This window comes from Pseudomonas sp. F007, from assembly GCF_057814275.1.
The window spans coordinates 308,698-332,019 of sequence record NZ_JBVATA010000003.1 but is presented as its reverse complement, the minus strand read 5'-3'; the positions used below and the strand labels follow the sequence as shown (position 1 = coordinate 332,019).

Below are 23,322 nucleotides of genomic sequence, written 5' to 3'. Positions count from 1 at the left end.
GCCAATGAAAGCGATATAACGGTCGAGAGCAACGTCGCCTGTTCATCCGCTATCGCCAGCAAGCCGGCTCCCACAGGGTTCTTTGAACACCCGCAAAACCTGTAGGAGCTGGCTTGCCAGCGAGAGGCCATCAGCCACACCGCATCAACTTCATCGCCAGCAATCCGGCTCCCACAAGTCAAAGTCCACCTACACCCTGCTCGTCAGCAACTCGACAAACGCCCGCGCCATCGGTGATTTCTGGTCTTTGCGCTGCACCAGCCACACTGCGGTCTCCGCTGCCGGGTCGAGCAAGGGGCGGTAGACCACGCCGTCGATGCGCATGCGCTGGTAGGACGCCGGCAGCACCGAGACGCCGAGGCCCGCCGCCACCAGGCCGATGATGGTCATGGCTTCTCCGGCCTCCTGGGCGAAATGCGGGCTGAAGCCGGCGTCGCGGGCCAGGCTCAGCAGTTGCGCGTATAGACCGCTGCCGTAGCTGCGCGGGAAAAACACGAACGGCTCATGGGCCAGTGCCGAGAGGAACAAGCCTTCCTCGCTGCCCAGCGACAGCGGGTCCTTGGAGCTAAGGACTGCCACCAGTGGTTCACGGTTGAGCTCGACCACCTGCAGCGAATCCGGCAACGGCAAGGGGCGCATGATGCCGATCTGGATCGACTCGTCCACCAGCGCATCGGCCACCTGGGTGCTGCTCATTTCCCGCAGGTTCAGGTGCACTGCCGGGAAGCGCTGGCGAAAGCCGAAGATTGCCTGGGGGATGGTCGAGTTGAACGGTGCCGATGAGGTGAAGCCGATTTTCAGCTCCCCCAGTTCGCCGAGTTGTGCCCGTCGCGCGACATCCGCCGCCTTGTCGACCTGTGCCAGCACCAGCCGCGCCTCTTCCAGAAACAGCCGCCCCGCCTCGCTGAGCTCGACCCGACGATTGGTCCGCTCGAACAGCCGCGCGCCAAGCTCTTGCTCCAGCACCTGGATCTGCTGGCTCAGCGGCGGCTGGGAGATGCCCAGTGCCTGTGCGGCGCGGCCAAAGTGCAGTTCTTCGGCGACGGCGATGAAGTAGCGCAGGTGACGCAATTCCATGGGGTTTCCATTAGGTCGTGAAAGCTATCAAACAGGTCGAACAATATATTGGATAGAAACATTAGCCGGCTATATGCTTTTTCCATTGCCCGCTGTGCTCTGTACTCCCGAGGTCCCCGTGAAAACTGTTGCTGCGCCACTCGCCCATGATTTGCCACCCACCGCGCTCGGCAGCGGGCCCAGCTTGCTCAACGAGATCTACATCGAAAAAGGCACACCGATGTTCCTGCGTACGGTGCTGGCACTGTTCTGCGGCGGCTTCGCGACCTTCGCCCTGCTGTATTGCGTGCAGCCGATGATGCCGATGTTTTCCCAGGAATTTTCCATCAACGCGGCGCAAAGCAGCCTGATCCTCTCGGTCTCCACCGGCATGCTCGCCGTCGGCCTGTTGATCACCGGCCCTATCTCCGACCGTGTCGGGCGCAAGCCGGTGATGGTCGCCGCGTTGTTCGCCGCCGCCCTGTGCACCCTGGCCAGCGCGCTGATGCCGACCTGGGAAGGCATCCTGCTGATGCGCGCCCTGACCGGCCTGTCCCTGAGCGGGCTGGCGGCGGTGGCGATGACTTACCTGAGCGAGGAAATTCACCCGCAGCACATTGGCCTGGCGATGGGCCTGTACATCGGCGGCAATGCCATTGGTGGGATGAGCGGGCGGCTGATCGTCGGCGTGCTGATCGACTTCGTCAGCTGGCACACGGCGATGCTGGTGATCGGCGCCCTGGCGCTGATCGCCGCGGGGCTGTTCTGGAAGGTCCTGCCCGAGTCGCGCAATTTCCGCCCACGTTCCCTGCATCCGCGCAGCCTGCTGGACGGCTTCACCCTGCACTTTCGCGACGCCGGCCTGCCGCTGCTGTTTCTTGAAGCCTTTGTGCTGATGGGGGCCTTCGTCACCCTGTTCAACTACATCGGCTACCGCCTGCTGGCCGCGCCTTATCACATGGACCAGGCCTTCGTCGGGCTGCTGTCGGTGGTGTACCTGTCGGGGATCTACAGCTCGGCGAAAATCGGCTCGCTGGCCGACCGCCTGGGTCGGCGCAAAGTCCTGTGGGGCACCATTGTGCTGATGCTCGCCGGCCTCGCGGTGACAATGCTCAGCCCGTTGCCGCTGGTGATCCTCGGCATGCTGATCTTCACCTTCGGCTTCTTCGGCGCGCACTCGGTGGCCAGCAGCTGGATCGGCCGCCGCGCCACCAAGGCCAAGGGCCAGGCGTCGTCGCTGTACCTGTTCAGCTATTACGCCGGTTCGAGCATTGCCGGCACGGCGGGCGGCGTGTTCTGGCACCTGGGCGGCTGGAACGGCATCGGCCTGTTCATCGGCGGCTTGCTGCTGGTGGCACTGCTGGTGGCGTTGAAACTGGCGAAGTTGCCGCCGCTGGCGCAAGGCAGTGCGACTATCTGAGCTCGACCCGCGCCTCCAGCGCCGCGTCGCGCGTGTCCAGGGTCAGTGATTGCAGCACCCCGCCATCCCGTTCGAGCTGGTCCAGCCAGGCCAGCAATGTCAGCGCATCACCGCTGATGGTCAGGCGCAGCAGCGTGCCGTCGCTGTCCAGTTGCTGCAACTCGAGGCCGGCCACCGAGGCGCTTTCGCTGATGCGCAGCGACAGGGGCTGGTCGGCGGCAGTGGGCACCGAGAGGCGCGGGCGCGCCTGTTGCAGTTGCGCCGCCAGCTGCAGTTGCCGTTGGTACTCAAACCCGGCACGGGCCAGCCTGGCTTGAGTCGGCTGCCAGATCAGACTGAAGGCGGCGACGCTCAGGAGGAACACCGCCAGCCCTCCCAGCAGCCACCGCTCGCGCGGCGAACAACCCTGCCAGCGTTGCCCCATCGCTGCCGGCCATGCGCCTGGTTTCATGTGTCCTGCTCCACGATCAGGGTGGCCTGCACCCGGTTGCCATTTTTGCTCGCGCCATCGATGCGCACGGGTGTCCCTTGTTGTCGGCCGCGTTCGCGGAGCACCTCCAGCTCGGCGAAGCTGTTGGCGATCAACGGGATTTTCCAACCCTCGCCCTGACGAAACTCGATGCGCTGGATGTCGAGCTGAGTAGCGCCAATCACCTGCTCCACCAGCTTGACCAGCTCGGCGATGCGTCCGGCCTGCGGTTGCGCATCCTGGTTCTGCAAAGCGCCGAGTTGCGCCGCCAGGTCAACGATGCGCGTCTGCTCCGGGTAGAGCGCCTTGAACTGCTGCTCGCTACGGCTTTGCAGTTGCCGACTTTGGCTTTCCAGAAAACCGATGCGCGCGACACTCGCGCCCCAGGTCAGCAGCAGCAACGCGAGAACCGACACCGCTCCGAAACGCCAGGGCAGCCCCTTACCCTGCCGGGCAAAAGGACCGTGCAGCAGATTGATCGACCGCGGCGAGGCTGCGTCCAGCCATGCATCCGCGTCGGCGCTATCCTGCCACTGGATATCCACTGGCAAAACCGGCTTGAGCAGCGCCAGGCTGTGTTCGCTCAAGGCCAGGCGCGCGGGTAAATCACCGCCGAGCAACCAGCGGCCAAACCAGCAGACGCCCAACGCCTGCTCGTGGGGCAAGCGATCGGCATCGACGTACACCGAGCGCACGTTGATGTCCGCCTCCTGCAGCAGCTTGAGGACGGCGGCAAAGCGTTGGCGATCAACCACCAGCACCGGGTAACGCCCCTGCGCATCGCGGGCGCCGATGCTCAGGTGGAGTTTTTCCAGGGGTTCGCTCAATTGCTCTTCGACCGCAAAGGCAATGGCGTGTGCGTCAGGTTTTCGCCTGGAAGGCCAGGGCTCGCTGCGCAGCCAGCTGCACAGTTCCATGGGTAACAACAGGTCGACTGCCCGTCCCTGCAGCGTCTGCGCCGCTTGATTCAATGGCTGGAGCTGGCGTTCGCCAGCGGACGACCACAGGCAGCAGGGCCACTCGGGTGACAGCGTGGACAAGCCTTCGGCCGTCAGGTAGAGCCAGGTTTTCATCGGGTTATCTCGTGGGGACTGAGCGGCAGCAAACGCCTTTGCACAATCTTCAGCCGGGCGCTCTTGGGGTCGCGTTGGACATCGCTGGCCAGGCGCAAACCGTGTTGCCCTTGCGTGACCTGCACGGTGATGCGGAACCAGCGGCTGTCGATGCCCAGGCCCTGACTGCTCACGCCGACACCGGCCAGCAATGGGTCCTGGGTAAAGGCCTGGACACTCGACCAGGGCGTAGTCGAGCGTTGGCGCACCAGGCTGGCGACAGTGTTCGGAGCGAGGTCATCGAGTATCCGCAGCAACTGCGGTGGTGCGGTATTGATGTTCAAGGCAGCCTGGGTTGGCAGCAGCGCGACCCAGGGCTCGATGCGCTGTAGCCACTGCCCATCGACACCCGGCAGCAGGCGCAGTTGACTCAGTTCACGCAAGGTACCGACCTGTTCCAGTTGCAGCTCGGGCAAATCCAGCGACGCCAGCAAACGACTCCAGCGCTCGCGCGTGAGCTGATCGATCTGCCCCTCACGCAACAAGGCATTGAGATTGAAGCGCCCCGCCAGGTCCTCGACCTGGGCCCGCACTTGAATGTCATCAAACTCATAGCCACGCCCGCTGGCCCAGTCCTGGGTCAGGTCGATACGGCCCTTTTCCGTCTGCCCGACGTCCTGCAAGCGCAGAAGGGCCCAGGCTTCCTTGGCCAGGGCACGCTCTTGCAAATGCATGTGCTGCAACTGTTGGGCGCTGCCTTGCAGCAACAAACGGTGGCCGCGCAACACCCCGGAAATGATCAGCAGGGCCAGGCTCATGACCAGCAACACACTGATCAACGCGATTCCACGCTGCCCCGTTTTCATGGCGTGCTCTCCGGCAACAACAGCACCCGGCGGATCGCCTCGAAACGCCCTGCCGAAAGCTGCAGCTCCAGCGCCAGTGGCGCCGTTTTATCTTTAGCGGTCGGCCACTCGGCGCGCCAGCCGTATCGCTCATCGAACAGCCGCCACCTCAGGTGCCGGACGTCGTCGAGCAGCTTCTGCTGCTGCACCAGCGGCGAACCCTCACCCTGGCTGTCGCGCCACAGCGCTGAGTTGTCGAGTCGATACGTCAAGGCTTGGCGCTCGCTGCGTGACTGGTCCAGCGGGTTGCGCCAGTTGCCGCGCTGCAGTTGCAACTGCGTTGGCTCAAGCAGGATCGGCTGTTCGGTGATGTGCAGCAGATCGCGCTCGATCACCGCGATCGCCCGCTGCAGGCTCCTGAGTTCTCGCTCGTGCGCCGTGCTGCTTTGCTGCACGCGCACGACGCTGCCCAACAGCATCCAGCTACCCAAACCCAACAGGGCAAAGATCGCCAGGGCAATCACCAGTTCGAGCAGGGTGAACCCGGTTTGTCTATTCATGGCGTTTGGCAATCCAGCCGCTGCGCCGGTGCAATACCTGATCGCGCTCAACGAGCCCCACTTCAACCTCGACCTCGACCAATCGCGGCTCGCTGGCATTGACGCTGCGCTGGCGCACCCGCCACTCACGGCGATCCATGACCACAGAGTGTTGCGCAGAGCCCAGCGCCGATGCCGATTGCAGGCGCAGCTCATTCAGATAATTGTCCGCCACCCACGCCGCCATCAGCCGCTCTTCGGCCACGCTGGCTTGCTTGACGACGTACTGACTGGCGGACAAGACCGCCGTCGCCAGCGTGGCAAATACCGCCAGGGCGACCATCACCTCCAGCAGGGTGAAGCCTGACGATCTAACCATCGATCTGCACCGTGCCGATGCCGTCGCTGGACAGGTTCAACCAGGTTCGCCCCTGGATCTCGAATGTCAGGCTGAACGCGCTGGTTTCATCGCTGCTGAGCATGAGCAATTGCGGCGGCCCCTCATCAGCGCCGAGGATCACCCGGTAACCATTGTTCTTCAGTTGCAGGCGCAGGGTATCGGGCCATCGATTCAACGCCGACAGCGGTTCCCAACCGCGCACACCCAGGCGCATCGCGCGGTAGCCGCTGTCACTGAGGCGCACACCATGCTCCCGACTTTCCAGCACCGCTTGCTCGCGCAAGTGCCGGATCAGCCCGGCCAGCGCTTGCGCTTCGTGCCGGGCCTGACGGGTCGGGTTGAGGCCGGTGGCGTAACTGAGCATGCCCATCAGCACGCCGATCAAGACGATCACGATCATCAGTTCGAGCAGGGTGAAGCCCTGGCAGCGACGCCCCATCTGTCACTGGCCCCAGTTGCCGATTTCGCCCGCGTGCCCTTCTCCACCCGGCACCCCATCAGATCCCAGGGAATACAGGTCGTAGCTGCCATCGCCTGCTTTCACCCCAGGGTTGAGGTACTGATAGGGCGTGCCCCAGGGGTCAACGGGAAGGCTTTTCAGGTAACCCTGGGGGTTCCAGCCGCGCGGCACCGGCACTCCGGACGGGCGCCGGGTCAAGGCTTCCAGGCCCTGCTGGGTCGAGGGGTAATGCGAGTTATCCAGACGGTAGATTTCCAGGGCCGTGGAGATCGCCTGGATATCGACTTTGGCGGCGGTGGCCTTGGCCTGATCGGGACGGCTCATGAACTGCGGGACCACGATGGCCCCGAGAATGCCGATGATGACCACCACCACCATGATTTCGATCAGGGTAAAACCGCGTTGCGAGGCAGCTGTGTTTCGGACAGGTTGCATGGATCAATTCACCATTTGGTTGAGGCTGAGAATCGGCAGGAGGATGGCCAGCACGATCAGCAGCACGACGCCGCCCATCAGCACCAGCATGGCGGGTTCGAACAGGCTCACTACCACGGCGATGCGCGCGGCGAGGCTGCTCTCTTGTTGTTCGGCGGCGCGCGCCAGCATGCGGTCGAGCTCGCCGGCCCGTTCGCCGCTGGCGATCAGGTGCAGCATCATCGGCGGGATGTCACCGCCCGCTTCCAGGCCACGGGTCAGGGTGCCGCCTTCGCGGACCGAGCGGGCCACGTCGACCATGCGCTGGCGGATGCCCAGGTTGCCGATCACGGCGGCGGCGATTTCCAGGGCGTCCACCAGGGGCACCGCGCTTTTGCCGAGGATTGCCAGGGTGCTGGCAAAGCGCGCGGCTTCCATCGCCCGCAGCACTTCGCCGAGCACCGGCAGGTTCAGTACCGCGCGGTGCCAGCGCGCGCGCCAGTGCGGCTGGCGCAGGCTCCAGCGCCAGAGGCCGAGCAACAGCATGATCGCGCCGAGCAGCAACAGGCCCTGGCTGCGCAGCCCATCACTGGCGGCGATCAGCGCTCGGGTCAGCCACGGCAATGGCTGGCCGCTTTCGACAAAAATCTTCACCACATCCGGCACCACGTACCCCAGCAGGAAGCCGACGATCAGCACGCTGACCAGCATCAGCAACGCCGGGTACACCAGGGCCATCTGGATCTTCTGCCGGGCAGCCTGGCGAGCCTGGGTGTAAGCGGCCAGTTGCTCCAACACTTGGCCCAGGTGCCCCGAGCGCTCACCGGCGGCCACAGTGGCGCGGTACAGTTCGGGGAAGGCCGCGGGGAACTGCGCCAATGCCGTGGCCAATGCGTGCCCCTCCATCACGTGACCGCGAACCGCCGCCAACAGCACGGCTACCCGGCGTTTGGCGGTCTGCCTGGCAACCGCGTCGAGGGCTTCTTCCAGGGGCAGGCCGGCCTGGACCAGTGTCGACAGTTGCAGGGTCAGCAACGCCAGGTCGGCGGCACTCAAACGGCCGCCACGCTGGCGCAGGTCGCTGCCCCCCGTGACCTGCATCTGGCTGACGGAGCGTGGCCAGAAACCGCGCTCGCGCAATAATTGCCGGGCATGCCGGGCACTGTCCGCCTCAAGCCGCCCCTTGCAACGGCGGCCCCGGGCGTCATCGGCGCGGTAATCGAAGGTCGGCATGCCTCAGTCCTCCCGCGTCACGCGCAGCAGCTCGTCGAGACTGGTCAGGCCGTCGAGCACCCGCTGGCGACCGTCCTGGAACAGGCTTGGCGAGGTCTTGCGCGCCTCGCCGAGCAACGTCTGTTCGCTGGCTCCCTGATGAATCAACGCGGCCAGGGCCGGGGTCACGCTGACCAACTCATAGATGCCGATGCGACCGCGATAGCCGTGCTGGCATTGCTCACAACCTACGGCCCGGAACAGTTGCAACGACGCCGTCGATTGGTATCCCAGGCGCAGGCAGGCTGTCGCATCGGCCAGGTACGCTGCCTTGCAGTGGGCACACAGGGTCCGCAACAGGCGCTGGGCGAGAATGCCGACCAGCGACGAGGCCAGCAGGTAGGTATCGACCCCCATGTCCACCAGCCGCGTCACTGCGCCGACCGCGCTGTTGGTGTGCAGTGTCGAGAGCACCAGATGACCGGTGAGGGACGCCTGCACGGCAATCTCGACGGTCTCGCGATCGCGGATTTCGCCGACCATTACCACGTCCGGATCCTGGCGCAGAATCGCCCGCAAACCTCGGGCGAAGGTCATGTCGACCTTCGAATTGACCGGCATCTGGCCGATTCCCGGCAGGTGATATTCAATCGGATCTTCGACGGTGAGGATGTTGCGGGTCTGGTCGTTCAGGCTGCTCAAGGCGGCATACAGGCTGGTGGTTTTGCCGGAGCCGGTGGGGCCGGTGACCAACAGGATGCCGTGGGGTTTGCCGAGCAACTGGCGCAGGGTCGCCAGGGTCTCCTCGGCCATGCCGAGGCGTTGCAGATCGAGGCGCCCGGCCTGTTTGTCGAGCAGGCGCAGGACCACCCGCTCGCCATGGGCCGATGGCAAGGTCGAGACCCGCACGTCTACTTCATGGCCGGCCAGGCGCAGGGCAATCCGCCCGTCCTGGGGCACGCGACGTTCAGCGATGTCCAGGCGCGCCATAACCTTGATGCGCGATACCAGCAGCGTCGCCAGTTCCCGCCGTGGCCGGAGCATTTCACGCAATTGGCCGTCGACTCGCATGCGCACCGACAGGTACTGCTCGAAGGTTTCCAGGTGGACATCGGATGCGTGCTCGCGCACCGCTTCGCTGAGCAGCGCGTTGATCAGGCGAATGATCGGCGCATCGCCCTGCTGCTCCAGCAGATCGGCGGTTTGCGGCACCTGATCCACCAGGCTCAGCAGGTCCAGATCCTCGTCCAGGCCCTGCGCCACCTGTTGCGCAGCACTCTGTCCCTCGCGGTACGCCGCGGCCAGGCGCTCGGCGAACTCCGGCGCGGACAACAAGCGTAGCGGCAGCTCCTGCGCGCACAGGCGGCGGGCTTCGGCAATCGCGGTCAGCGGTGTGTCGCTGCGCAGCACCAACCCCCACTCGCCTTCGTCACACGCCAAGAGGATGCCGAAACGTCGGGCAAATCCGAACGGCAGCGGCTCAAACACAGGCGTCATGGTTGGCTCGGTGCGGACTTGCGCAGGTCAAACACCGGTGCATCGGAAGCCGGTTCGAACAACTGCCGCGAGTCGGCGGGCAGCAGCAACGAATTGTTGCCGCGGGCGTTGTCCTGACTCAGGTTGCGTAGCGCGTTGTAGCGCTGCTGGCTGACGTCGAGCAGGTCTTCCTTGCTGCGCACGATGGTCGGCCGCAGGAACACCATCAGGTTGCTTTTGGTCTGGGTCTCGCGGTTCCAGCGAAACAGCGCACCCAGATAAGGAATCTCGCGCAGCAGCGGCACCCCGCTTTGCTGGGTGCGCACGCTGTCGCGGATCAGCCCGCCGATCACGATGATTTCGCCGTCGTCGGCGAGGATGGTGCTCTTGAGCGCCCGCTTGTTGGTGATCAGGTCCGAGGTGTTGACGCCGGACACCGAGGGCGCGATGTCCGAGACTTCCTGCTCGACTTCCAGGCGCAGGGTCGAGCCCTCATTGATATAGGGCTTGATCTTCAGGCTGATGCCCACGTCCTTGCGCTCGACCGTGGTGAACGGGTTGTCCGCACCATTGCTGTTGGTGGCGTAGGAACCGGTCTTGAAGGGCACGTTCTGGCCGACGATGATTTCCGCCTGCTGATTGTCCAGGGTCAACAGGCTGGGCGTGGACAGCAGGTTGCTCTGGGTATTGCTCGCCAGCGCGGAAATCAATGCGCCAAATCGGTCACTGCCCAGGCGCAACAGCGCGCCTTCCGGTGCTGATTTGGTCTCGTCGAATTTCAGCCCGCCGACGATCGGAATGTCGGTACCAGGGAAGTTGATGAAGCCTTGCGCATCACCGGTGCTCAGCCCCCACTGCACGCCCACCGCCTCGGCGATGTCACCGGAAATTTCGACAATCGCCGCGTGGATCAGCACCTGCGCCCGAGGCTGGTCCAACTGGCGGACGATGCTTTCGATGGTCCTGACCTGGGCCGGTTCGGCGATCAACACCAGGGCGTTCTGGCTTTCATCGGCCTTGATCAACAACGAGGCGCTGGCGCTGCTTTCCTTGCTGCCGGCAACCGTCGACCCAGCTTTGCCGACCTGGCCCATGGACTGCAGAATTTCCGCCAGTTGCTTGGCGTCGCTGTGGCGCAAGCGGATCACCCTGGCGTTATCGGGCATCGAGGTCGAAGGGATATCGAGATGGCCGGCCAGTTCGGCCAGGCGTTGGCGCACCGCTGCGGGGCCAATCAATATCAGGCGATTGGTCCGGGCATCCGCCAACACCTGGATCGCCGAGTCAGCCGAGCGCTTGCCCACCGAAGCCTCGATCACCGGCACCAGGTCACTGGCCTGGGCGTGCTGCAACTGCACCACGCTGTGCTTGCTGCCCTGGCCGGCGTCCAGTTGCTGCACCACCTGGGTGATGCGCTGGGTATTGGCAGCGGTGTCTGTCACCACCAGGGCATTGGTCGCTGCCGACGGCCCCACATAACCGTTGGCCGATACCAGCGGTCGCACCAGCCCGGCAAGCTCGGCGGCGCTGGCAGAGTTCAGTTCAATCACCCGGGTGACGAATTGCGAGGCGGTAGGTTTTTGCGACGATGAAGTGCCGGCGCGGGTTTTGGCTTCGGTCACCGGGGTAATCAGAATGCGCTCGCCTTCATCGATCACCGTGAAGTTGTGGGCATCGAGGACGGCATAGAACAACCGGCGCACGCCCTCGCGATCGAGGGCTTGCCGGGACATCACCGTTACCCGTCCGGACACCCGCGGATCGAGGACCACGGTGGTCCCGAGAATGGCGGAGATCTCTTCGACGATGTCCCGCAGCTCGGCGTTGTTCATTGCCAGCTGCCACTTTTCTTCCGCGGCCTGGAGTGCGCAGGACCAGGCGAGTATCGCCAACACGGCCGTCAGCGAAATGCACCGCAGGGCCCGCGCCCCGGTGAGGATGTTCATGGATTTGCTCACTCTGTGGGCTCGACAATCGGACGTAGATAACGCGTGGAAACAACAGGGGTGGAAACAGCGGCAGGCGATTCGAGTGGCCGCAGAAAGCGCCCGCCGGGTGGTTGCAGCAGCAAGTGCTCCTCGCGCCCCTTGTTCCACAACACCACGTGACTGGCCTCGACCCGCCGCAGGACACTGCCACCGGGCAGGCTTTCGCCCACTTGATAAACGCGTGCGCCTTGGGCACCGGCCAGCAACGCTCTGGACACACCGCTGTTGACGACGAAACTCGCCTGCAGGGTCAGTGGTTCGGCACTTGCCAGCAACGCGCCTGCCGCCGTCAGCCCGAGCGCGGTCGCGACCGCTGTTGCATCGAGGGCTTGTAGCGGTTGCACAACACGGGGGGCGACTTCGACCGGCGTCGGTAACACCCACTGCTGGCGATAACGCCACTCCTGCCACCCCAGGAATACGCCATAGAGCACGGTAGTGATCAGCAGCCCCGCCTGAAACAGACGCCAGGCAAGCCCGTTCAGACGCTCAGGTGAAAACATCAGCATCGGCTCACTGGAGCGGCTCGCGGCGCCGGCGCAAAGACATTTTTCGCAGGACAGGGTGCTTGCAGGCCTCGTGCACGATCACCGCGCCGATGTGCCCGACCAGCAGCAGCGACAGCACCACACACAGCCACGTATGCACAGTCATGAACAGAGCAAGCAGCTGTGGATCGCTCACCGGCTGAGGGATTTCCAGGAGCCAGAAGACATTGATCCCGCGGTCCATCATCAATACGCCCGTCAGCAGGACGGCACCGACGAGGAGGTAGATCAAGGTGTGCGCAGCCAAGGCGAGCACGTCGAGAAGAGGTCGGGCGTTGATGCCCGAAAAGCGCGTATGGGTGATGAACAAAAACACTCGCCATACATAAAACGGGATGAACACCGTGGTCAGCGAAACATTGAAAAAAGCGACCGGCTCCTTGAAGTGTGCAAACACCTCGAAGCCCGCCACAAGAAAACCGGACAGCAAGGTCCAGAGGATCACCGCTGCCGACAACCAGTGAAGCATCACGCGCTGCCTGCAATAGCCCGAAGCTTTCATGTTCAACTCGATCGACAACTGAGTGAGTGAACTCCAGGCGATCGCCAACGATCGCCTGGAGTGCTGCGCGAAGGGCTTAGAGTTTGTTCCAGGCCATGTGCCAATGCGCGCCTACGCCTGGCTCATAGCCGTTGGCGGAGGGGCTGAATTGCTTGCAGTAGCCCGACTCGGGGAACGGCTTGCACTCGAACACTTCATTGGTTTTCGGTTGCAGCACCTTGGTGCCGGCGGTGTAGCCGCTGATGCCCTCCGGGAACACGAAGTCATAGTCGGCACCGGCGCCCTCGCCGGTCAGTTGGGTGGCCCGGGTATCCTGGCGCGTAGTACGACCATCCAGCGTAGTGCCGACCAGGGTCAGGGTGTGTTTGCCGGGGTTGCTGCGCACATCCAGGCTCAGCCAGGTCGAACCGCTGTTGACCCGTGCCGTGGTGGCGCCGACCAGTTTGTTCTGCTCGTCGAACAGGCTTGCTTCGACGTTCATGTCGCGGTTGGCAAGCATGCTGAACTCGACCTTGGCCTGGCCCTTGTCGAGCACGTACTCCGCTTGCTGGGAAGCCACCGCCATGCGTGCAGCCGCGTCTTCGCGCATGTCCAGTTGCACTTCGTAGCGGGTTACGCCGCTTTCTTTCTGCGCATACAGGCTGTTGTTGCCCTTGACCGGTTCGATCGTGCCGTTTTCATCACGCACACCCGCGCGGACCAGGGTGTGAGCCTGGTTGATGGCTTCGGCCAGCTTGAACGACCAGTTGTTGGGCGAGCCTTCCTCGGGGTTGGCAATGCTGATTTCGACGCTGTAGCTCGAGTTCTCGCCATTGGCGGAGAAGGCCCGGGCCTTGACCTTGTCACCTGTCAGCAACTGGGTCGAAGGCGCGATGCCGCCGACCGAAGTCCAGCCACCCGGCAGTTCCGGCTCGGCGATGATGTTCACGTCCGCGGCGTTGTAGAACGCCGCATCGGTGTCACCCACGGTCCAGACCGCCAGGATCACGTGCTGGCCGGTTTTGTCGGTGGGGATGTTGCAGTTGTGTTTGTCGCTGTCCGATGGCTTCTGGTTGCCACCGTCGACGGTGCAGAACGGCGTGCTTTCGAAGGTCGCGCGTTTCAGCGCTTCATTCGGGTTCCAGTTGTTGCGGGTGATGAAGTACTCATGTTTGGTGGCCGGATGCACGGCCGTGTAACGCCATTGGAAATCGATGTTGCGATCCTTGATTTCCGTTGGGTGCCAGCGTGTGGCGGATTGCGCATCCATGGCGGAGAACAGTGAGTGACCGCCGCTGGCAATCTTGCCATCGACCGGCCCTTGCAGGGGAGCGCCACCGACACCGGCCGGGAAGCCCTTGAAGGTTTCGCCGACACTCTGGGGTTCGTATTGGGCGCCACCGCAGTTGGTGTTCAAGCCTTTCTGGCAAGCCAGCGCGCGCGACGGCGGAGTTTCCAGATAGCCGTGGGCGGAAGCGGTTTGAGAGGCGAGCATTGTCGATAACAGGATCATTGAGGAGGTGCAGACGGCTAATGCACTTCCTTTGTAAGTGTTATTTTTCATCTTATGAATTCCGGACTGCTTATCGAAGATTGCGACGCACTTCAGGGCGTCGATCACTGCGTCATTGCTCAGCGAGCGCCGCTGGGCAAGGGTCCGGAACCATACTTGGATGGAGACGCTTTCTCTGTAGGGAAAGTCTCCGCCTATTGAGTGAAATGCCGCTTCGTATATTGATCCGACAAACGATGTAAAACGCTCTTACAACTCCCTGGGAAACTCATTACAAAAAGCCGAACACAAAAAAAGCCTGTCCGGGATTTGGCCGGACAGGCTTCTTTAGTCTCTGCGCAAATTGTTACTCGTGATACTGCGCCGACAACTCATGCACCGCACGCAGGAAGGCGCCGGCGTGTTCCGGGTCGACTTCCGGGGTGATGCCGTGACCGAGGTTGAATACATGGCCGCTGCCCTTGCCGTAACTGGCGAGGATCCGTCCGACTTCGGTGCGAATGGTCTCTGGCTTGGCGTACAGCACAGTCGGGTCCATGTTGCCTTGCAGGGCGACTTTGCTGCCGACGCGCGCGCGGGCGCTGCCGATGTCGCAGGTCCAATCCAGGCCCAGTGCATCAGCGCCGGCATCGGCGATGCTTTCCAGCCACAGGCCACCGCCCTTGGTGAAGAGGATTACCGGGACCTTGCGCCCTTCGTGCTCACGGATCAGGCCGCTGACGATTTTCTTCATGTAGGCCAGGGAGAACTCCTGGTACGCCGCCGCCGACAGGCTGCCGCCCCAGCTGTCGAAGATCTGCACCGCTTGCGCGCCCGCCATGATCTGGCCGTTGAGGTAGCTGGTGACGGTCTGCGCGAGCTTGTCCAGCAACAGGTGCAGGGCTTGCGGGTTGTCGTAGAGCATGGTTTTGGTCTTGCGGTAGTCTTTCGACGAGCCGCCTTCGACCATGTAGGTGGCCAGGGTCCACGGGCTGCCGGCAAAACCGATCAACGGCACACGGCCGTTCAGTTCGCGACGGATGGTGCTGACCGCGTCCATCACGTAGCCGAGGTCTTTTTGCGGATCCGGAATCGGCAGGGCTTCGATGTCGGCCAGGGTGCTGACGACTTTCTTGAAGCGCGGACCTTCGCCGGTTTCGAAATACAGGCCCTGGCCCATGGCATCGGGGATGGTCAGGATGTCGGAGAACAGGATCGCCGCATCCAGCTGTGGATAACGGTCGAGCGGCTGCAACGTGACTTCGCAAGCGAACGAGGGGTTCATGCACAGGCTCATGAAGTCACCGGCCTTGGCGCGGCTGGCGCGGTATTCAGGCAGGTAGCGACCGGCCTGACGCATCATCCACACGGGCGTGACGTCTACGGGTTGCTTGAGCAGGGCGCGAAGGAAACGGTCGTTCTTCAGGGCAGTCATGTCGGCATCCGGAAAAAAAGTGCGGGCATTTTCTCAGAGCCGGACGCAAAAGGCACGAATGCAGGTCAGCCTTTTGTCTATCGGGGCAATTTGTCGCGGTTGGCAGGTCGGGCAATTCGCTGGCAAGCCAGCTCCTACAGGTCATGCGCAATCCTGTAGGAGCCGGCTTGCCGGCGAATCTCTTGATCAGACGCCCAGATAATCCAGGATCCCTTCCGCCGCATTGCGGCCTTCGAAGATCGCGGTCACCACCAGGTCGGAACCGCGCACCATGTCGCCACCGGCGAAGATTTTCGGGTTGCTGGTCTGGTGCTTGTACTGGCCTTGTTCCGGTGCCACGACGCGGCCCTGGCTGTCGGTCTGGATGCTGAACTGCTCGAACCACGGTGCCGGGCTTGGGCGGAAACCGAAGGCGATGACCACGGCGTCGGCCGGGATGATCTCTTCGGAGCCCGGGATCGGCTCGGGGCTGCGACGGCCACGGGCGTCCGGTTCGCCGAGACGGGTCTCGACCACCTTCACGCCTTCGACCTTGTCCTCGCCCACGATGGCAATCGGCTGGCGGTTGTAGAGGAACTTCACGCCTTCTTCCTTGGCGTTCTTCACCTCTTTGCGCGAGCCCGGCATGTTCGCTTCGTCACGACGATAGGCACAGGTCACCGACTTGGCGCCCTGGCGGATCGACGTACGGTTGCAGTCCATGGCCGTGTCACCACCACCCAGCACCACGACCTTCTTGCCTTTCATGTCGACGAAATCTTCCGGCGACTTTTCAAAGCCCAGGTTGCGGTTGACGTTGGCGATCAGGAAGTCCAGTGCATCGTAGACGCCCGGCAGGTCCTCACCGGCAAAGCCGCCCTTCATGTAGGTGTAGGTGCCCATGCCCATGAACACGGCATCGTATTCCTCGAGCAGTTGCTCCATGGTCACGTCCTTGCCGACCTCGGTGTTGAGGCGGAATTCGATGCCCATGCCGCTGAAGACTTCGCGGCGATTGCTCAGCACGGTCTTTTCCAGCTTGAACTCGGGGATGCCAAAGGTCAGCAGACCGCCGATTTCCGGGTTCTTGTCGAACACCACCGGGGTCACGCCACCGCGCACCAGTACGTCGGCACAGCCCAGGCCCGCCGGGCCCGCGCCAATGATCGCGACGCGCTTGCCGGTCGGCTTGACCTTGGACATGTCCGGACGCCAGCCCATGGCAAAGGCGGTGTCGGTGATGTACTTCTCCACCGAACCGATGGTCACCGCGCCGAAACCGTCGTTCAGGGTGCAGGCACCCTCGCACAGACGGTCCTGCGGGCACACCCGGCCGCAGACTTCCGGCAGGGTGTTGGTCTGGTGCGACAGTTCGGCGGCGGCGAGGATGTTGCCCTCGGCCACCAGCTTCAGCCAGTTGGGAATGAAGTTGTGCACCGGGCACTTCCATTCGCAATACGGGTTGCCGCAACCCAGGCAGCGGTGGGCCTGGTCGGCCGACTGCTGGGGTTTGAACGGTTCGTAGATTTCCACGAACTCTTTCTTGCGTTGACGCAACAGTTTCTTCTTCGGATCCTTGCGCCCGACCTCGATGAACTGGAAGTCATTATTCAGACGTTCAGCCATTGTTAAAACCTCATCAAACTCTTCAGGCGCATATCACTGCGGGTTGGCACGGGTGCTGGAAAGCAACGATTTCAGGTTGGCAGCCTTGGGCTTGACCAGCCAGAAACGACGCACGTAATCATCGAGGTTCTCGGCGAGTTCACGACCCCACTCGCTGTCGGTTTCCTCGACGTACTCGTTCAGCACGCGCTGCAGGTGGCTACGGTAGGCCTCCATCGCCTCACCGCTGATCCGCTGGATTTCCACCAGTTCGTGGTTGACCCGGTCAACGAAGCTGTTGTCCTGGTCGAGCACGTAGGCGAAACCGCCGGTCATGCCAGAGCCGAAGTTGTAACCGGTCTTGCCCAGGACGCAGACGAAACCACCGGTCATGTACTCGCAGCAGTGATCGCCAGTGCCTTCCACGACGGTGTGGGCACCGGAGTTACGCACGGCGAAACGCTCGCCCGCGGTACCGGCGGCGAACAGCTTGCCGCCAGTGGCGCCGTACAGGCAGGTGTTGCCGATGATGGCACTGTCCTGCGTACGGTAGACGCTGCCTTTTGGCGGCACGATGACCAGCTTGCCGCCGGTCATGCCCTTGCCGACGTAGTCGTTGGCGTCGCCTTCCAGGTACATGTTCAGGCCGCCGGCGTTCCACACGCCGAAGCTCTGCCCGGCAGTGCCCTTGAAGCGGAAGGTGATCGGCGCATTGGCCATGCCCTGGTTGCCGTGTTTGCGCGCGATTTCGCCGGAGATCCGCGCACCGATGGAACGGTCGCAGTTGCAGATATCCAGGGCGAATTCGGCGCCGCTCAGGTCGTTGATCGCCGAAGTGGCCATATCGACCATCTTCTCGGCCAGCAGGCCCTTGTCGAACGGCGGGTTGCGATCGACCTGGCAGAACTGCGGCTTGTCGGCCGGAACGTGATCGCTGCCGAGCAATGGTGTCAGGTCCAGGTGGTGCTGCTTGGCAGTCTGGCCTTCGAGGATTTCCAGCAGATCGGTACGCCCGATCAGTTCCTCGAGGGAGCGCACGCCCAGCTTGGCCAGCCACTCACGGGTTTCTTCGGCGACGTAGGTGAAGAAGTTCACCACCATGTCGACGGTGCCGATGTAGTGGTCCTTGCGCAGCTTCTCGTTCTGCGTCGCCACGCCGGTGGCGCAGTTGTTCAGGTGGCAGATACGCAGGTATTTGCAGCCCAGGGCGATCATTGGCGCGGTGCCGAAGCCGAAGCTTTCAGCGCCGAGGATCGCCGCCTTGATCACGTCGAGGCCGGTTTTCAGGCCGCCGTCGGTCTGCACCTTGACCTTGCCGCGCAGGTCGTTGCCGCGCAGGGTCTGGTGGGTTTCGGCCAGGCCGAGTTCCCACGGCGCGCCAGCGTACTTGATCGAAGTCAGCGGCGATGCACCGGTGCCGCCGTCGTAGCCGGAGATGGTGATCAGGTCGGCATAGGCCTTGGCCACGCCGGCGGCGATGGTGCCGACGCCCGCTTCTGCTACCAGCTTGACCGAGACCAGCGCCTTCGGATTGACCTGTTTCAGGTCGAAAATCAGCTGCGACAAGTCTTCGATCGAGTAGATGTCGTGGTGCGGCGGCGGCGAGATCAGGGTCACGCCCGGCACCGCATAACGCAGCTTGGCGATCAGACCGTTGACCTTGCCACCTGGCAACTGACCACCCTCGCCCGGCTTGGCGCCCTGGGCGACCTTGATCTGCAGCACTTCGGCGTTGACCAGGTATTCCGGGGTCACGCCAAAACGGCCGGTCGCAACCTGCTTGATTTTCGAGCTCTTGATGGTGCCGTAGCGCGCCGGGTCTTCACCGCCTTCGCCGGAGTTGGAACGCGCACCCAGGCGGTTCATGGCTTCGGCCAGGGCTTCGTGAGCTTCCGGCGACAGGGCGCCCAGCGAGATACCGGCAGAGTCAAAGCGCTTGAGCACCGATTCCAGCGGCTCGACTTCGCTGAGGTCCAGCGGCGTATCGAGGGTCTTGACCTTGAACAGGTCACGGATCATCGACACCGGACGGTTGTCCACCAGCGTCGTGTATTCCTTGAACTTGGCGTAGTCGCCCTGCTGCACAGCGGCTTGCAGGGTGTTGACCACGTCCGGGTTGTAGGCGTGGTATTCGCCACCGTGGACGAACTTCAGCAGGCCGCCTTGCTGGATCGGCTTGCGCGGGCTCCAGGCTTCGACAGCCAGGGCTTTCTGTTCGGCTTCGATGTCGACGAAACGCGCGCCCTTGATGCGGCTCGGCACGCCACGGAAGCTCAGGTCGCAGACTTCCTGGGACAGGCCGATCGCTTCGAACAGCTGCGCACCACGGTACGACGCGATGGTCGAAATGCCCATCTTCGAGAGGATCTTCAACAGGCCCTTGGTGATGCCTTTACGGTAGTTCTTGAACACCTCATAGAGGTCGCCCAGCACTTCACCGGTACGGATCAGGTCACCCAGCACTTCGTAGGCCAGGAACGGATAGACCGCCGATGCACCGAAGCCGATCAACACCGCGAAGTGGTGCGGATCGCGCGCGGTGGCGGTCTCGACCAGGATGTTGGAGTCGCAGCGCAGGCCTTTTTCGGTCAGGCGATGGTGCACCGCGCCGGTGGCCAGCGAAGCGTGAACCGGCAGTTTGCCGGGCGCAATGTGGCGGTCGCTCAGGACGATCTGCGTCCGACCGGCACGCACGGCTTCTTCAGCCTGGTCGGCGATGTTGCGCACCGCGGCTTCCAGGCCCAGGGCCTCGTCGTAGTTGAGGTCGATGACCTGGCGTTCGAAGCCCGGGCGATCGAGGTTCATCAGCGAGCGCCACTTGGCCGGCGAGATCACCGGCGAGCTGAGGATCACGCGCGAGGCATGCTCCGGCGACTCCTGGAAGATGTTGCGCTCGGCACCGAGGCAGATCTCCAGCGACATGACGATGGCTTCGCGCAGCGGGTCGATCGGCGGGTTGGTGACCTGCGCGAACTGCTGGCGGAAGTAGTCGTACGGCGTGCGCACGCGCTGGGACAGCACGGCCATCGGCGTATCGTCGCCCATCGAGCCCACGGCTTCGTAGCCCTGTTCGCCCAATGGACGCAGCACCTGGTCACGTTCCTCGAAGGTGACCTGGTACATCTTCATGTATTGCTTGAGCTGATCGACGTCGTAGAACGCCGAACCGTGGTCGTTGTCTTCCATGGTCGCCTGGATGCGCAGGGCATTCTTGCGCAGCCATTGCTTGTACGGATGACGGGACTTGAGACGGTTGTCGATCGCGTCGGTGTCGAGGATCTGCCCGGTTTCGGTGTCCACGGCAAAGATCTGCCCCGGACCAACGCGGCCCTTGGCGATCACGTCTTCAGGCTGGTAGTTCCAGACGCCGATTTCCGAAGCCAGGGTGATGAAACCGTTCTTGGTGGTGACCCAGCGCGCCGGACGCAGACCGTTACGGTCGAGCAGGCACACCGCGTAGCGACCATCGGTCATGACCACGCCGGCCGGGCCGTCCCACGGCTCCATGTGCATCGAGTTGTATTCGTAGAACGCACGCAGGTCCGGGTCCATGGTCTCGACGTTCTGCCACGCTGGCGGAATGATCATCCGCACGCCACGGAACAGGTCGATGCCACCGGTGACCATCAACTCCAGCATGTTGTCCATGCTCGAGGAGTCGGAACCGACGCGGTTGACCAGTGGGCCGAGTTCTTCCAGGTCCATCAGATCGTTGGTGAACTTGGTGCGACGGGCCTGGGCCCAGTTGCGGTTGCCGGTGATGGTGTTGATTTCGCCGTTGTGCGCCAGGAAGCGGAACGGTTGGGCCAACGGCCATTTCGGCAGGGTGTTGGTGGAGAAGCGCTGGTGGAACACGCAGATTGCGGTCTGCAGGCGCTGGTCGCTGAGGTCTGGATAGAAGGCGGTGAGGTCCGCCGGCATCATCAGGCCTTTGTAGATGATGGTCTTGTGGGAAAAGCTGCAGACGTAGTGGTCGGTGTCGGCGGCGTTGGCCACGGACGAGCGACGACGGGAGCTGAACAGCTTGATGGCCATGTCCTGATCGCTCAGGCCATCACCACCGATGAACACTTGCTCGATCTGCGGCAAACGCTCCAGGGCCAGACGCCCGAGCACGCTGGTGTCGATGGGCACTTTGCGCCAGCCGATCAATTGCAGGCCTTCGGCCAGGATCTCGCGGTTCATGTTCTCGCGAGCGGCTTCGGCTTTCACCGGATCCTGGTTGAAGAACACCATGCCCACCGCGTATTGCTTGGGCATGTCGACGCCGAAGGTTTCCTGGGCGATCGCTCGCAGGAACTGGTCCGGCTTTTGGATAAGCAGACCGCAACCGTCACCGGTCTTGCCGTCGGCGTTGATCCCACCGCGGTGGGTCATGCAGGTCAGGGCCTCGATGGCCGTTTGCAAAAGGGTATGACTGGGCTCGCCCTGCATATGGGCTATCAGGCCGAAACCGCAGTTATCCTTGAATTCATCTGGTTGGTACAGACCTGCTTTCATAGACACTTTCTCACCAGGCTGCCTCTTGTCGAGGCAAATTTCTTTTCAATTCAACCACTTACCATCCGCGCCGAACGTACGCCAGCTTTGCGGGGGCAAAAGGGAGGTCATTGTACACACCGACACAGACGCCCACAAATTTGACGACGAAATGTCGCAAATTCATGTCGCATTTATGAAAGGTTTAAAGCGATCTACTGTGCTAGTCAAAACTTTTTTCAATTTTGACCGCACGACTCAAAGACTACTGTGACGCAGACACCACAAGGCACGCGGCCTCCAGGGCAGCATGCCTTGTAGAAATTTTGAGGTGCCGGGAGAGGCGGCCTGGGTAAGGCCGCCGAATCTTCAGCGAGCTGTTGCCAGTTCCTGTTGGACGCTGGCGACAGAGCGAGGCCAAGGTTTACCAGCCTGAACCTTCGCTGGCAAGGCCTTGATGGCAGAAACGGCCGCATCGCGACTGGCGAAGTTGCCGTAGGTGATGACGTAAAGCGGCTTGCCGTTCAGGACTTTCTTGAAATAACGGTACTCGCCGCCCTGCTCCTTGACGAAGCTCTGTGCAGACGCTTCGGAGCTGGTGCCGAGAATCTGCACCACGTAGTTGCCAGGCTTTTGACCGGCGTACCAGGTGCCACCGGCTGCAGCAGGTGTCGCTTTGGCGACAGTGGCCGGTTTCTCGACAGGCTTGGTCACGGGCGCAGGCTTGACCACCGGGGCCGGGGCTGGCTTGGCCACTGGCGCAGGCGCAGGTGCAGGCTTGGCCACGGCGACTTGAGTCGGCGCCGGTACTGGCTTGGCCGCAGGGGTAGGTGCCGGACCGGCGGCTACGCCGGCAGGCGGGGCGATGGTGGTCACGGTCGGCGGCACCGAGCTCGAACCAGGCACTGGAACGCCATCGTCACCCTCGGTGATACCACCGGCTTCTTCGGCCAGCGGACCGCGCATGACCGGCTGCGACTGCCCGACCAACGGCAGCGGCATCGGCTGGGTGTTGCCGGCAAATTCGACCGACGGCGCAGCGCCATTGGCACCCTGGCCGAGTGGCAGTTGCGCCTGCTCGTTAGCCGGCGCACCGGTGGTTGGTGTCTTGCTGCGACCCGGCAACAGCCAGGCGGCAGCCACCGCAACCACGACCACGGCGGATATCGCCAATACGTGTTTCTTCGGCATGTTGAACCCCATACTTGGACGCTTCACCGCGGAACGGCTGGCGATCATGGCTTCGATCATCGCATCGCGGGCCACCTGATTGATGTTTCCAGGCCAGCCCTCGGAGCTTTCGTGAATCTCAGAGATCTGATTTGCCGTGAAAAGTTCGATTCCGCGGCCCGCGCCTTCGAGACGCTGGCCCAGATATTCACGGGTTTCTTCTTCGGTGTAGGGCTGCAGCTCGATGACGTGGAAGCGCTCTTCCTCGGTGCTCAGCTGGTCCAGGCCGGCGATCAGCGAAGGCTCGCCAAACAGGAACACATGCGGACGCCCTTCCGGCGCGCCGGCCGCCAGCGCCAGCAGGACTTCCAGGGCCGATTCGTCGAGCTGCTCGGCGTCATCCACCAGCAGATAGACTTCCTGGCCGGTCAGCGCAAGCTGCACCACCTGCTTGAGGATCGCACCGACTTCAGCGCCGACGTCCAGCGCCTGCGCGATCTGGCGCAGCACGCCCGCCGCATCACCGGCACCACGGGCCGACACCACCACACTCTGCACCGTTTGTTTGTTGGTGCTGGCCACCAGCGCCTGGCGCAACAGCGTCTTGCCGCTGCCCAGGGGCCCGGTCACTACCAGCAGCAACTGGCTGTAGCGCGCCAGATGGTGCAGTTGCCCCAGAACAGGCTTGCGCTGGGCGGGGAAAAACTTGAAGCCAGGCACCCGTGGAGCGAATGGGTCATGGTTCAGCTGGAAGTGGCCTAGGAACGCCTCGTCGGCATGCAAACTGGTCATCGGGATCTTA

Annotated in this window: 19 protein-coding genes; 1 reads left to right on the top strand and 18 read right to left on the bottom strand. The window is 63.1% G+C overall.

All coding sequences use genetic code 11. The features are described 5' to 3' along the window. Window positions 1-189: 189 nt before the first annotated feature. A complete protein-coding gene (locus ACZYR5_RS08970; RefSeq protein WP_489089293.1) occupies window positions 190-1,077 on the bottom strand; it encodes a LysR family transcriptional regulator in 888 nt (295 codons plus the stop codon). A 151-nt stretch (window positions 1,078-1,228) separates the two neighbouring features. On the opposite strand from ACZYR5_RS08970, the gene ACZYR5_RS08965 reads away from it, so the two are divergent. Next, on the top strand, window positions 1,229-2,476 hold the full coding sequence (locus ACZYR5_RS08965) for an MFS transporter (protein WP_489089527.1): 1,248 nt from the start codon (window positions 1,229-1,231) through the stop codon (window positions 2,474-2,476). Here ACZYR5_RS08965 and ACZYR5_RS08960 read toward each other — a convergent pair. From ACZYR5_RS08960 to ACZYR5_RS08880, 17 genes are all read right to left on the bottom strand, one after another. Next, entirely contained in the window at window positions 2,469-2,927 is a 459-nt protein-coding gene (locus ACZYR5_RS08960) for a type II secretion system protein M (protein WP_489089292.1), read from the bottom strand. The genes ACZYR5_RS08965 and ACZYR5_RS08960 overlap by 8 nt on opposite strands. After that, window positions 2,924-4,018 carry a type II secretion system protein GspL gene (gene gspL / locus ACZYR5_RS08955; protein ID WP_489089291.1) on the bottom strand — a complete coding sequence of 365 codons (1,095 nt, stop codon included), beginning with the start codon at window positions 4,016-4,018 and terminating at the stop codon, window positions 2,924-2,926. Before gspL ends, ACZYR5_RS08960 begins: the two co-directional genes overlap by 4 nt. Further along, window positions 4,015-4,863 (bottom strand): type II secretion system minor pseudopilin, encoded by an 849-nt coding sequence (locus ACZYR5_RS08950; RefSeq protein WP_489089290.1) that lies wholly within the window; start codon window positions 4,861-4,863, stop codon window positions 4,015-4,017. Before ACZYR5_RS08950 ends, gspL begins: the two co-directional genes overlap by 4 nt. Further along, complete coding sequence (locus tag ACZYR5_RS08945) at window positions 4,860-5,402, bottom strand: type II secretion system protein GspJ (RefSeq protein WP_489089289.1); 543 nt, start codon at window positions 5,400-5,402, stop codon at window positions 4,860-4,862. The genes ACZYR5_RS08950 and ACZYR5_RS08945 overlap by 4 nt, the downstream gene beginning before the upstream one ends. Next, window positions 5,395-5,760, bottom strand: a complete 366-nt coding sequence (gene gspI / locus ACZYR5_RS08940; protein ID WP_489089288.1) for a type II secretion system minor pseudopilin GspI — start codon at window positions 5,758-5,760, stop codon at window positions 5,395-5,397. Before gspI ends, ACZYR5_RS08945 begins: the two co-directional genes overlap by 8 nt. Then, window positions 5,753-6,220 carry a type II secretion system minor pseudopilin GspH gene (gene gspH / locus ACZYR5_RS08935; RefSeq protein WP_489089287.1) on the bottom strand — a complete coding sequence of 156 codons (468 nt, stop codon included), beginning with the start codon at window positions 6,218-6,220 and terminating at the stop codon, window positions 5,753-5,755. The genes gspI and gspH overlap by 8 nt, the downstream gene beginning before the upstream one ends. A gap of 3 nt (window positions 6,221-6,223) precedes the next feature. After that, on the bottom strand, window positions 6,224-6,676 hold the full coding sequence (gene gspG / locus ACZYR5_RS08930) for a type II secretion system major pseudopilin GspG (protein WP_489089286.1): 453 nt from the start codon (window positions 6,674-6,676) through the stop codon (window positions 6,224-6,226). Between the two features lie 3 nt (window positions 6,677-6,679). Further along, complete coding sequence (gspF, locus tag ACZYR5_RS08925; protein ID WP_489089285.1) at window positions 6,680-7,888, bottom strand: type II secretion system inner membrane protein GspF; 1,209 nt, start codon at window positions 7,886-7,888, stop codon at window positions 6,680-6,682. A 3-nt stretch (window positions 7,889-7,891) separates the two neighbouring features. After that, the gene (gene gspE, locus ACZYR5_RS08920) at window positions 7,892-9,364 is read right to left on the bottom strand and encodes a type II secretion system ATPase GspE (protein WP_489089284.1); all 1,473 of its coding nucleotides are present in this window, start codon (window positions 9,362-9,364) and stop codon (window positions 7,892-7,894) included. After that, complete coding sequence (gene gspD, locus ACZYR5_RS08915; protein ID WP_489089283.1) at window positions 9,361-11,289, bottom strand: type II secretion system secretin GspD; 1,929 nt, start codon at window positions 11,287-11,289, stop codon at window positions 9,361-9,363. Before gspD ends, gspE begins: the two co-directional genes overlap by 4 nt. A gap of 8 nt (window positions 11,290-11,297) precedes the next feature. Next, window positions 11,298-11,834 carry a type II secretion system protein N gene (locus tag ACZYR5_RS08910; RefSeq protein ID WP_489089282.1) on the bottom strand — a complete coding sequence of 179 codons (537 nt, stop codon included), beginning with the start codon at window positions 11,832-11,834 and terminating at the stop codon, window positions 11,298-11,300. A 10-nt stretch (window positions 11,835-11,844) separates the two neighbouring features. Continuing rightward, the gene (locus ACZYR5_RS08905) at window positions 11,845-12,381 is read right to left on the bottom strand and encodes a cytochrome b (RefSeq protein WP_489089281.1); all 537 of its coding nucleotides are present in this window, start codon (window positions 12,379-12,381) and stop codon (window positions 11,845-11,847) included. Window positions 12,382-12,457: 76 nt separating this feature from the next. Then, entirely contained in the window at window positions 12,458-13,924 is a 1,467-nt protein-coding gene (gbpA, locus tag ACZYR5_RS08900) for an N-acetylglucosamine-binding protein GbpA (protein WP_489089280.1), read from the bottom strand. Between the two features lie 295 nt (window positions 13,925-14,219). Further along, complete coding sequence (gene hemE / locus ACZYR5_RS08895; protein ID WP_489089279.1) at window positions 14,220-15,287, bottom strand: uroporphyrinogen decarboxylase; 1,068 nt, start codon at window positions 15,285-15,287, stop codon at window positions 14,220-14,222. A gap of 186 nt (window positions 15,288-15,473) precedes the next feature. Continuing rightward, window positions 15,474-16,892: an FAD-dependent oxidoreductase gene (locus tag ACZYR5_RS08890; RefSeq protein WP_027617432.1), complete on the bottom strand. Its 1,419-nt coding sequence runs from the start codon at window positions 16,890-16,892 to the stop codon at window positions 15,474-15,476. A 33-nt stretch (window positions 16,893-16,925) separates the two neighbouring features. After that, window positions 16,926-21,371 (bottom strand): glutamate synthase large subunit, encoded by a 4,446-nt coding sequence (gene gltB / locus ACZYR5_RS08885; RefSeq protein ID WP_489089278.1) that lies wholly within the window; start codon window positions 21,369-21,371, stop codon window positions 16,926-16,928. A gap of 348 nt (window positions 21,372-21,719) precedes the next feature. Further along, window positions 21,720-23,312, bottom strand: a complete 1,593-nt coding sequence (locus ACZYR5_RS08880) for an SPOR domain-containing protein (RefSeq protein WP_489089277.1) — start codon at window positions 23,310-23,312, stop codon at window positions 21,720-21,722. Window positions 23,313-23,322 lie beyond the last annotated feature (10 nt).

What these genes read in the sequence shown, in the direction of transcription:
- ACZYR5_RS08970 (WP_489089293.1), bottom strand. Translation starts at nt 1,077, where the DNA reads ATGGAATTGCGTCACCTGCGCTACTTCATCGCCGTCGCCGAAGAACTG.
- ACZYR5_RS08960 (WP_489089292.1), bottom strand. Translation starts at nt 2,927, where the DNA reads ATGAAACCAGGCGCATGGCCGGCAGCGATGGGGCAACGCTGGCAGGGT.
- gspL (WP_489089291.1), bottom strand. Translation starts at nt 4,018, where the DNA reads ATGAAAACCTGGCTCTACCTGACGGCCGAAGGCTTGTCCACGCTGTCA.
- ACZYR5_RS08950 (WP_489089290.1), bottom strand. Translation starts at nt 4,863, where the DNA reads ATGAAAACGGGGCAGCGTGGAATCGCGTTGATCAGTGTGTTGCTGGTC.
- ACZYR5_RS08945 (WP_489089289.1), bottom strand. Translation starts at nt 5,402, where the DNA reads ATGAATAGACAAACCGGGTTCACCCTGCTCGAACTGGTGATTGCCCTG.
- gspI (WP_489089288.1), bottom strand. Translation starts at nt 5,760, where the DNA reads ATGGTTAGATCGTCAGGCTTCACCCTGCTGGAGGTGATGGTCGCCCTG.
- gspH (WP_489089287.1), bottom strand. Translation starts at nt 6,220, where the DNA reads ATGGGGCGTCGCTGCCAGGGCTTCACCCTGCTCGAACTGATGATCGTG.
- gspG (WP_489089286.1), bottom strand. Translation starts at nt 6,676, where the DNA reads ATGCAACCTGTCCGAAACACAGCTGCCTCGCAACGCGGTTTTACCCTG.
- gspF (WP_489089285.1), bottom strand. Translation starts at nt 7,888, where the DNA reads ATGCCGACCTTCGATTACCGCGCCGATGACGCCCGGGGCCGCCGTTGC.
- gspE (WP_489089284.1), bottom strand. Translation starts at nt 9,364, where the DNA reads ATGACGCCTGTGTTTGAGCCGCTGCCGTTCGGATTTGCCCGACGTTTC.
- gspD (WP_489089283.1), bottom strand. Translation starts at nt 11,289, where the DNA reads ATGAACATCCTCACCGGGGCGCGGGCCCTGCGGTGCATTTCGCTGACG.
- ACZYR5_RS08910 (WP_489089282.1), bottom strand. Translation starts at nt 11,834, where the DNA reads ATGTTTTCACCTGAGCGTCTGAACGGGCTTGCCTGGCGTCTGTTTCAG.
- ACZYR5_RS08905 (WP_489089281.1), bottom strand. Translation starts at nt 12,381, where the DNA reads ATGAAAGCTTCGGGCTATTGCAGGCAGCGCGTGATGCTTCACTGGTTG.
- gbpA (WP_489089280.1), bottom strand. Translation starts at nt 13,924, where the DNA reads ATGAAAAATAACACTTACAAAGGAAGTGCATTAGCCGTCTGCACCTCC.
- hemE (WP_489089279.1), bottom strand. Translation starts at nt 15,287, where the DNA reads ATGACTGCCCTGAAGAACGACCGTTTCCTTCGCGCCCTGCTCAAGCAA.
- ACZYR5_RS08890 (WP_027617432.1), bottom strand. Translation starts at nt 16,892, where the DNA reads ATGGCTGAACGTCTGAATAATGACTTCCAGTTCATCGAGGTCGGGCGC.
- gltB (WP_489089278.1), bottom strand. Translation starts at nt 21,371, where the DNA reads ATGAAAGCAGGTCTGTACCAACCAGATGAATTCAAGGATAACTGCGGT.
- ACZYR5_RS08880 (WP_489089277.1), bottom strand. Translation starts at nt 23,312, where the DNA reads ATGACCAGTTTGCATGCCGACGAGGCGTTCCTAGGCCACTTCCAGCTG.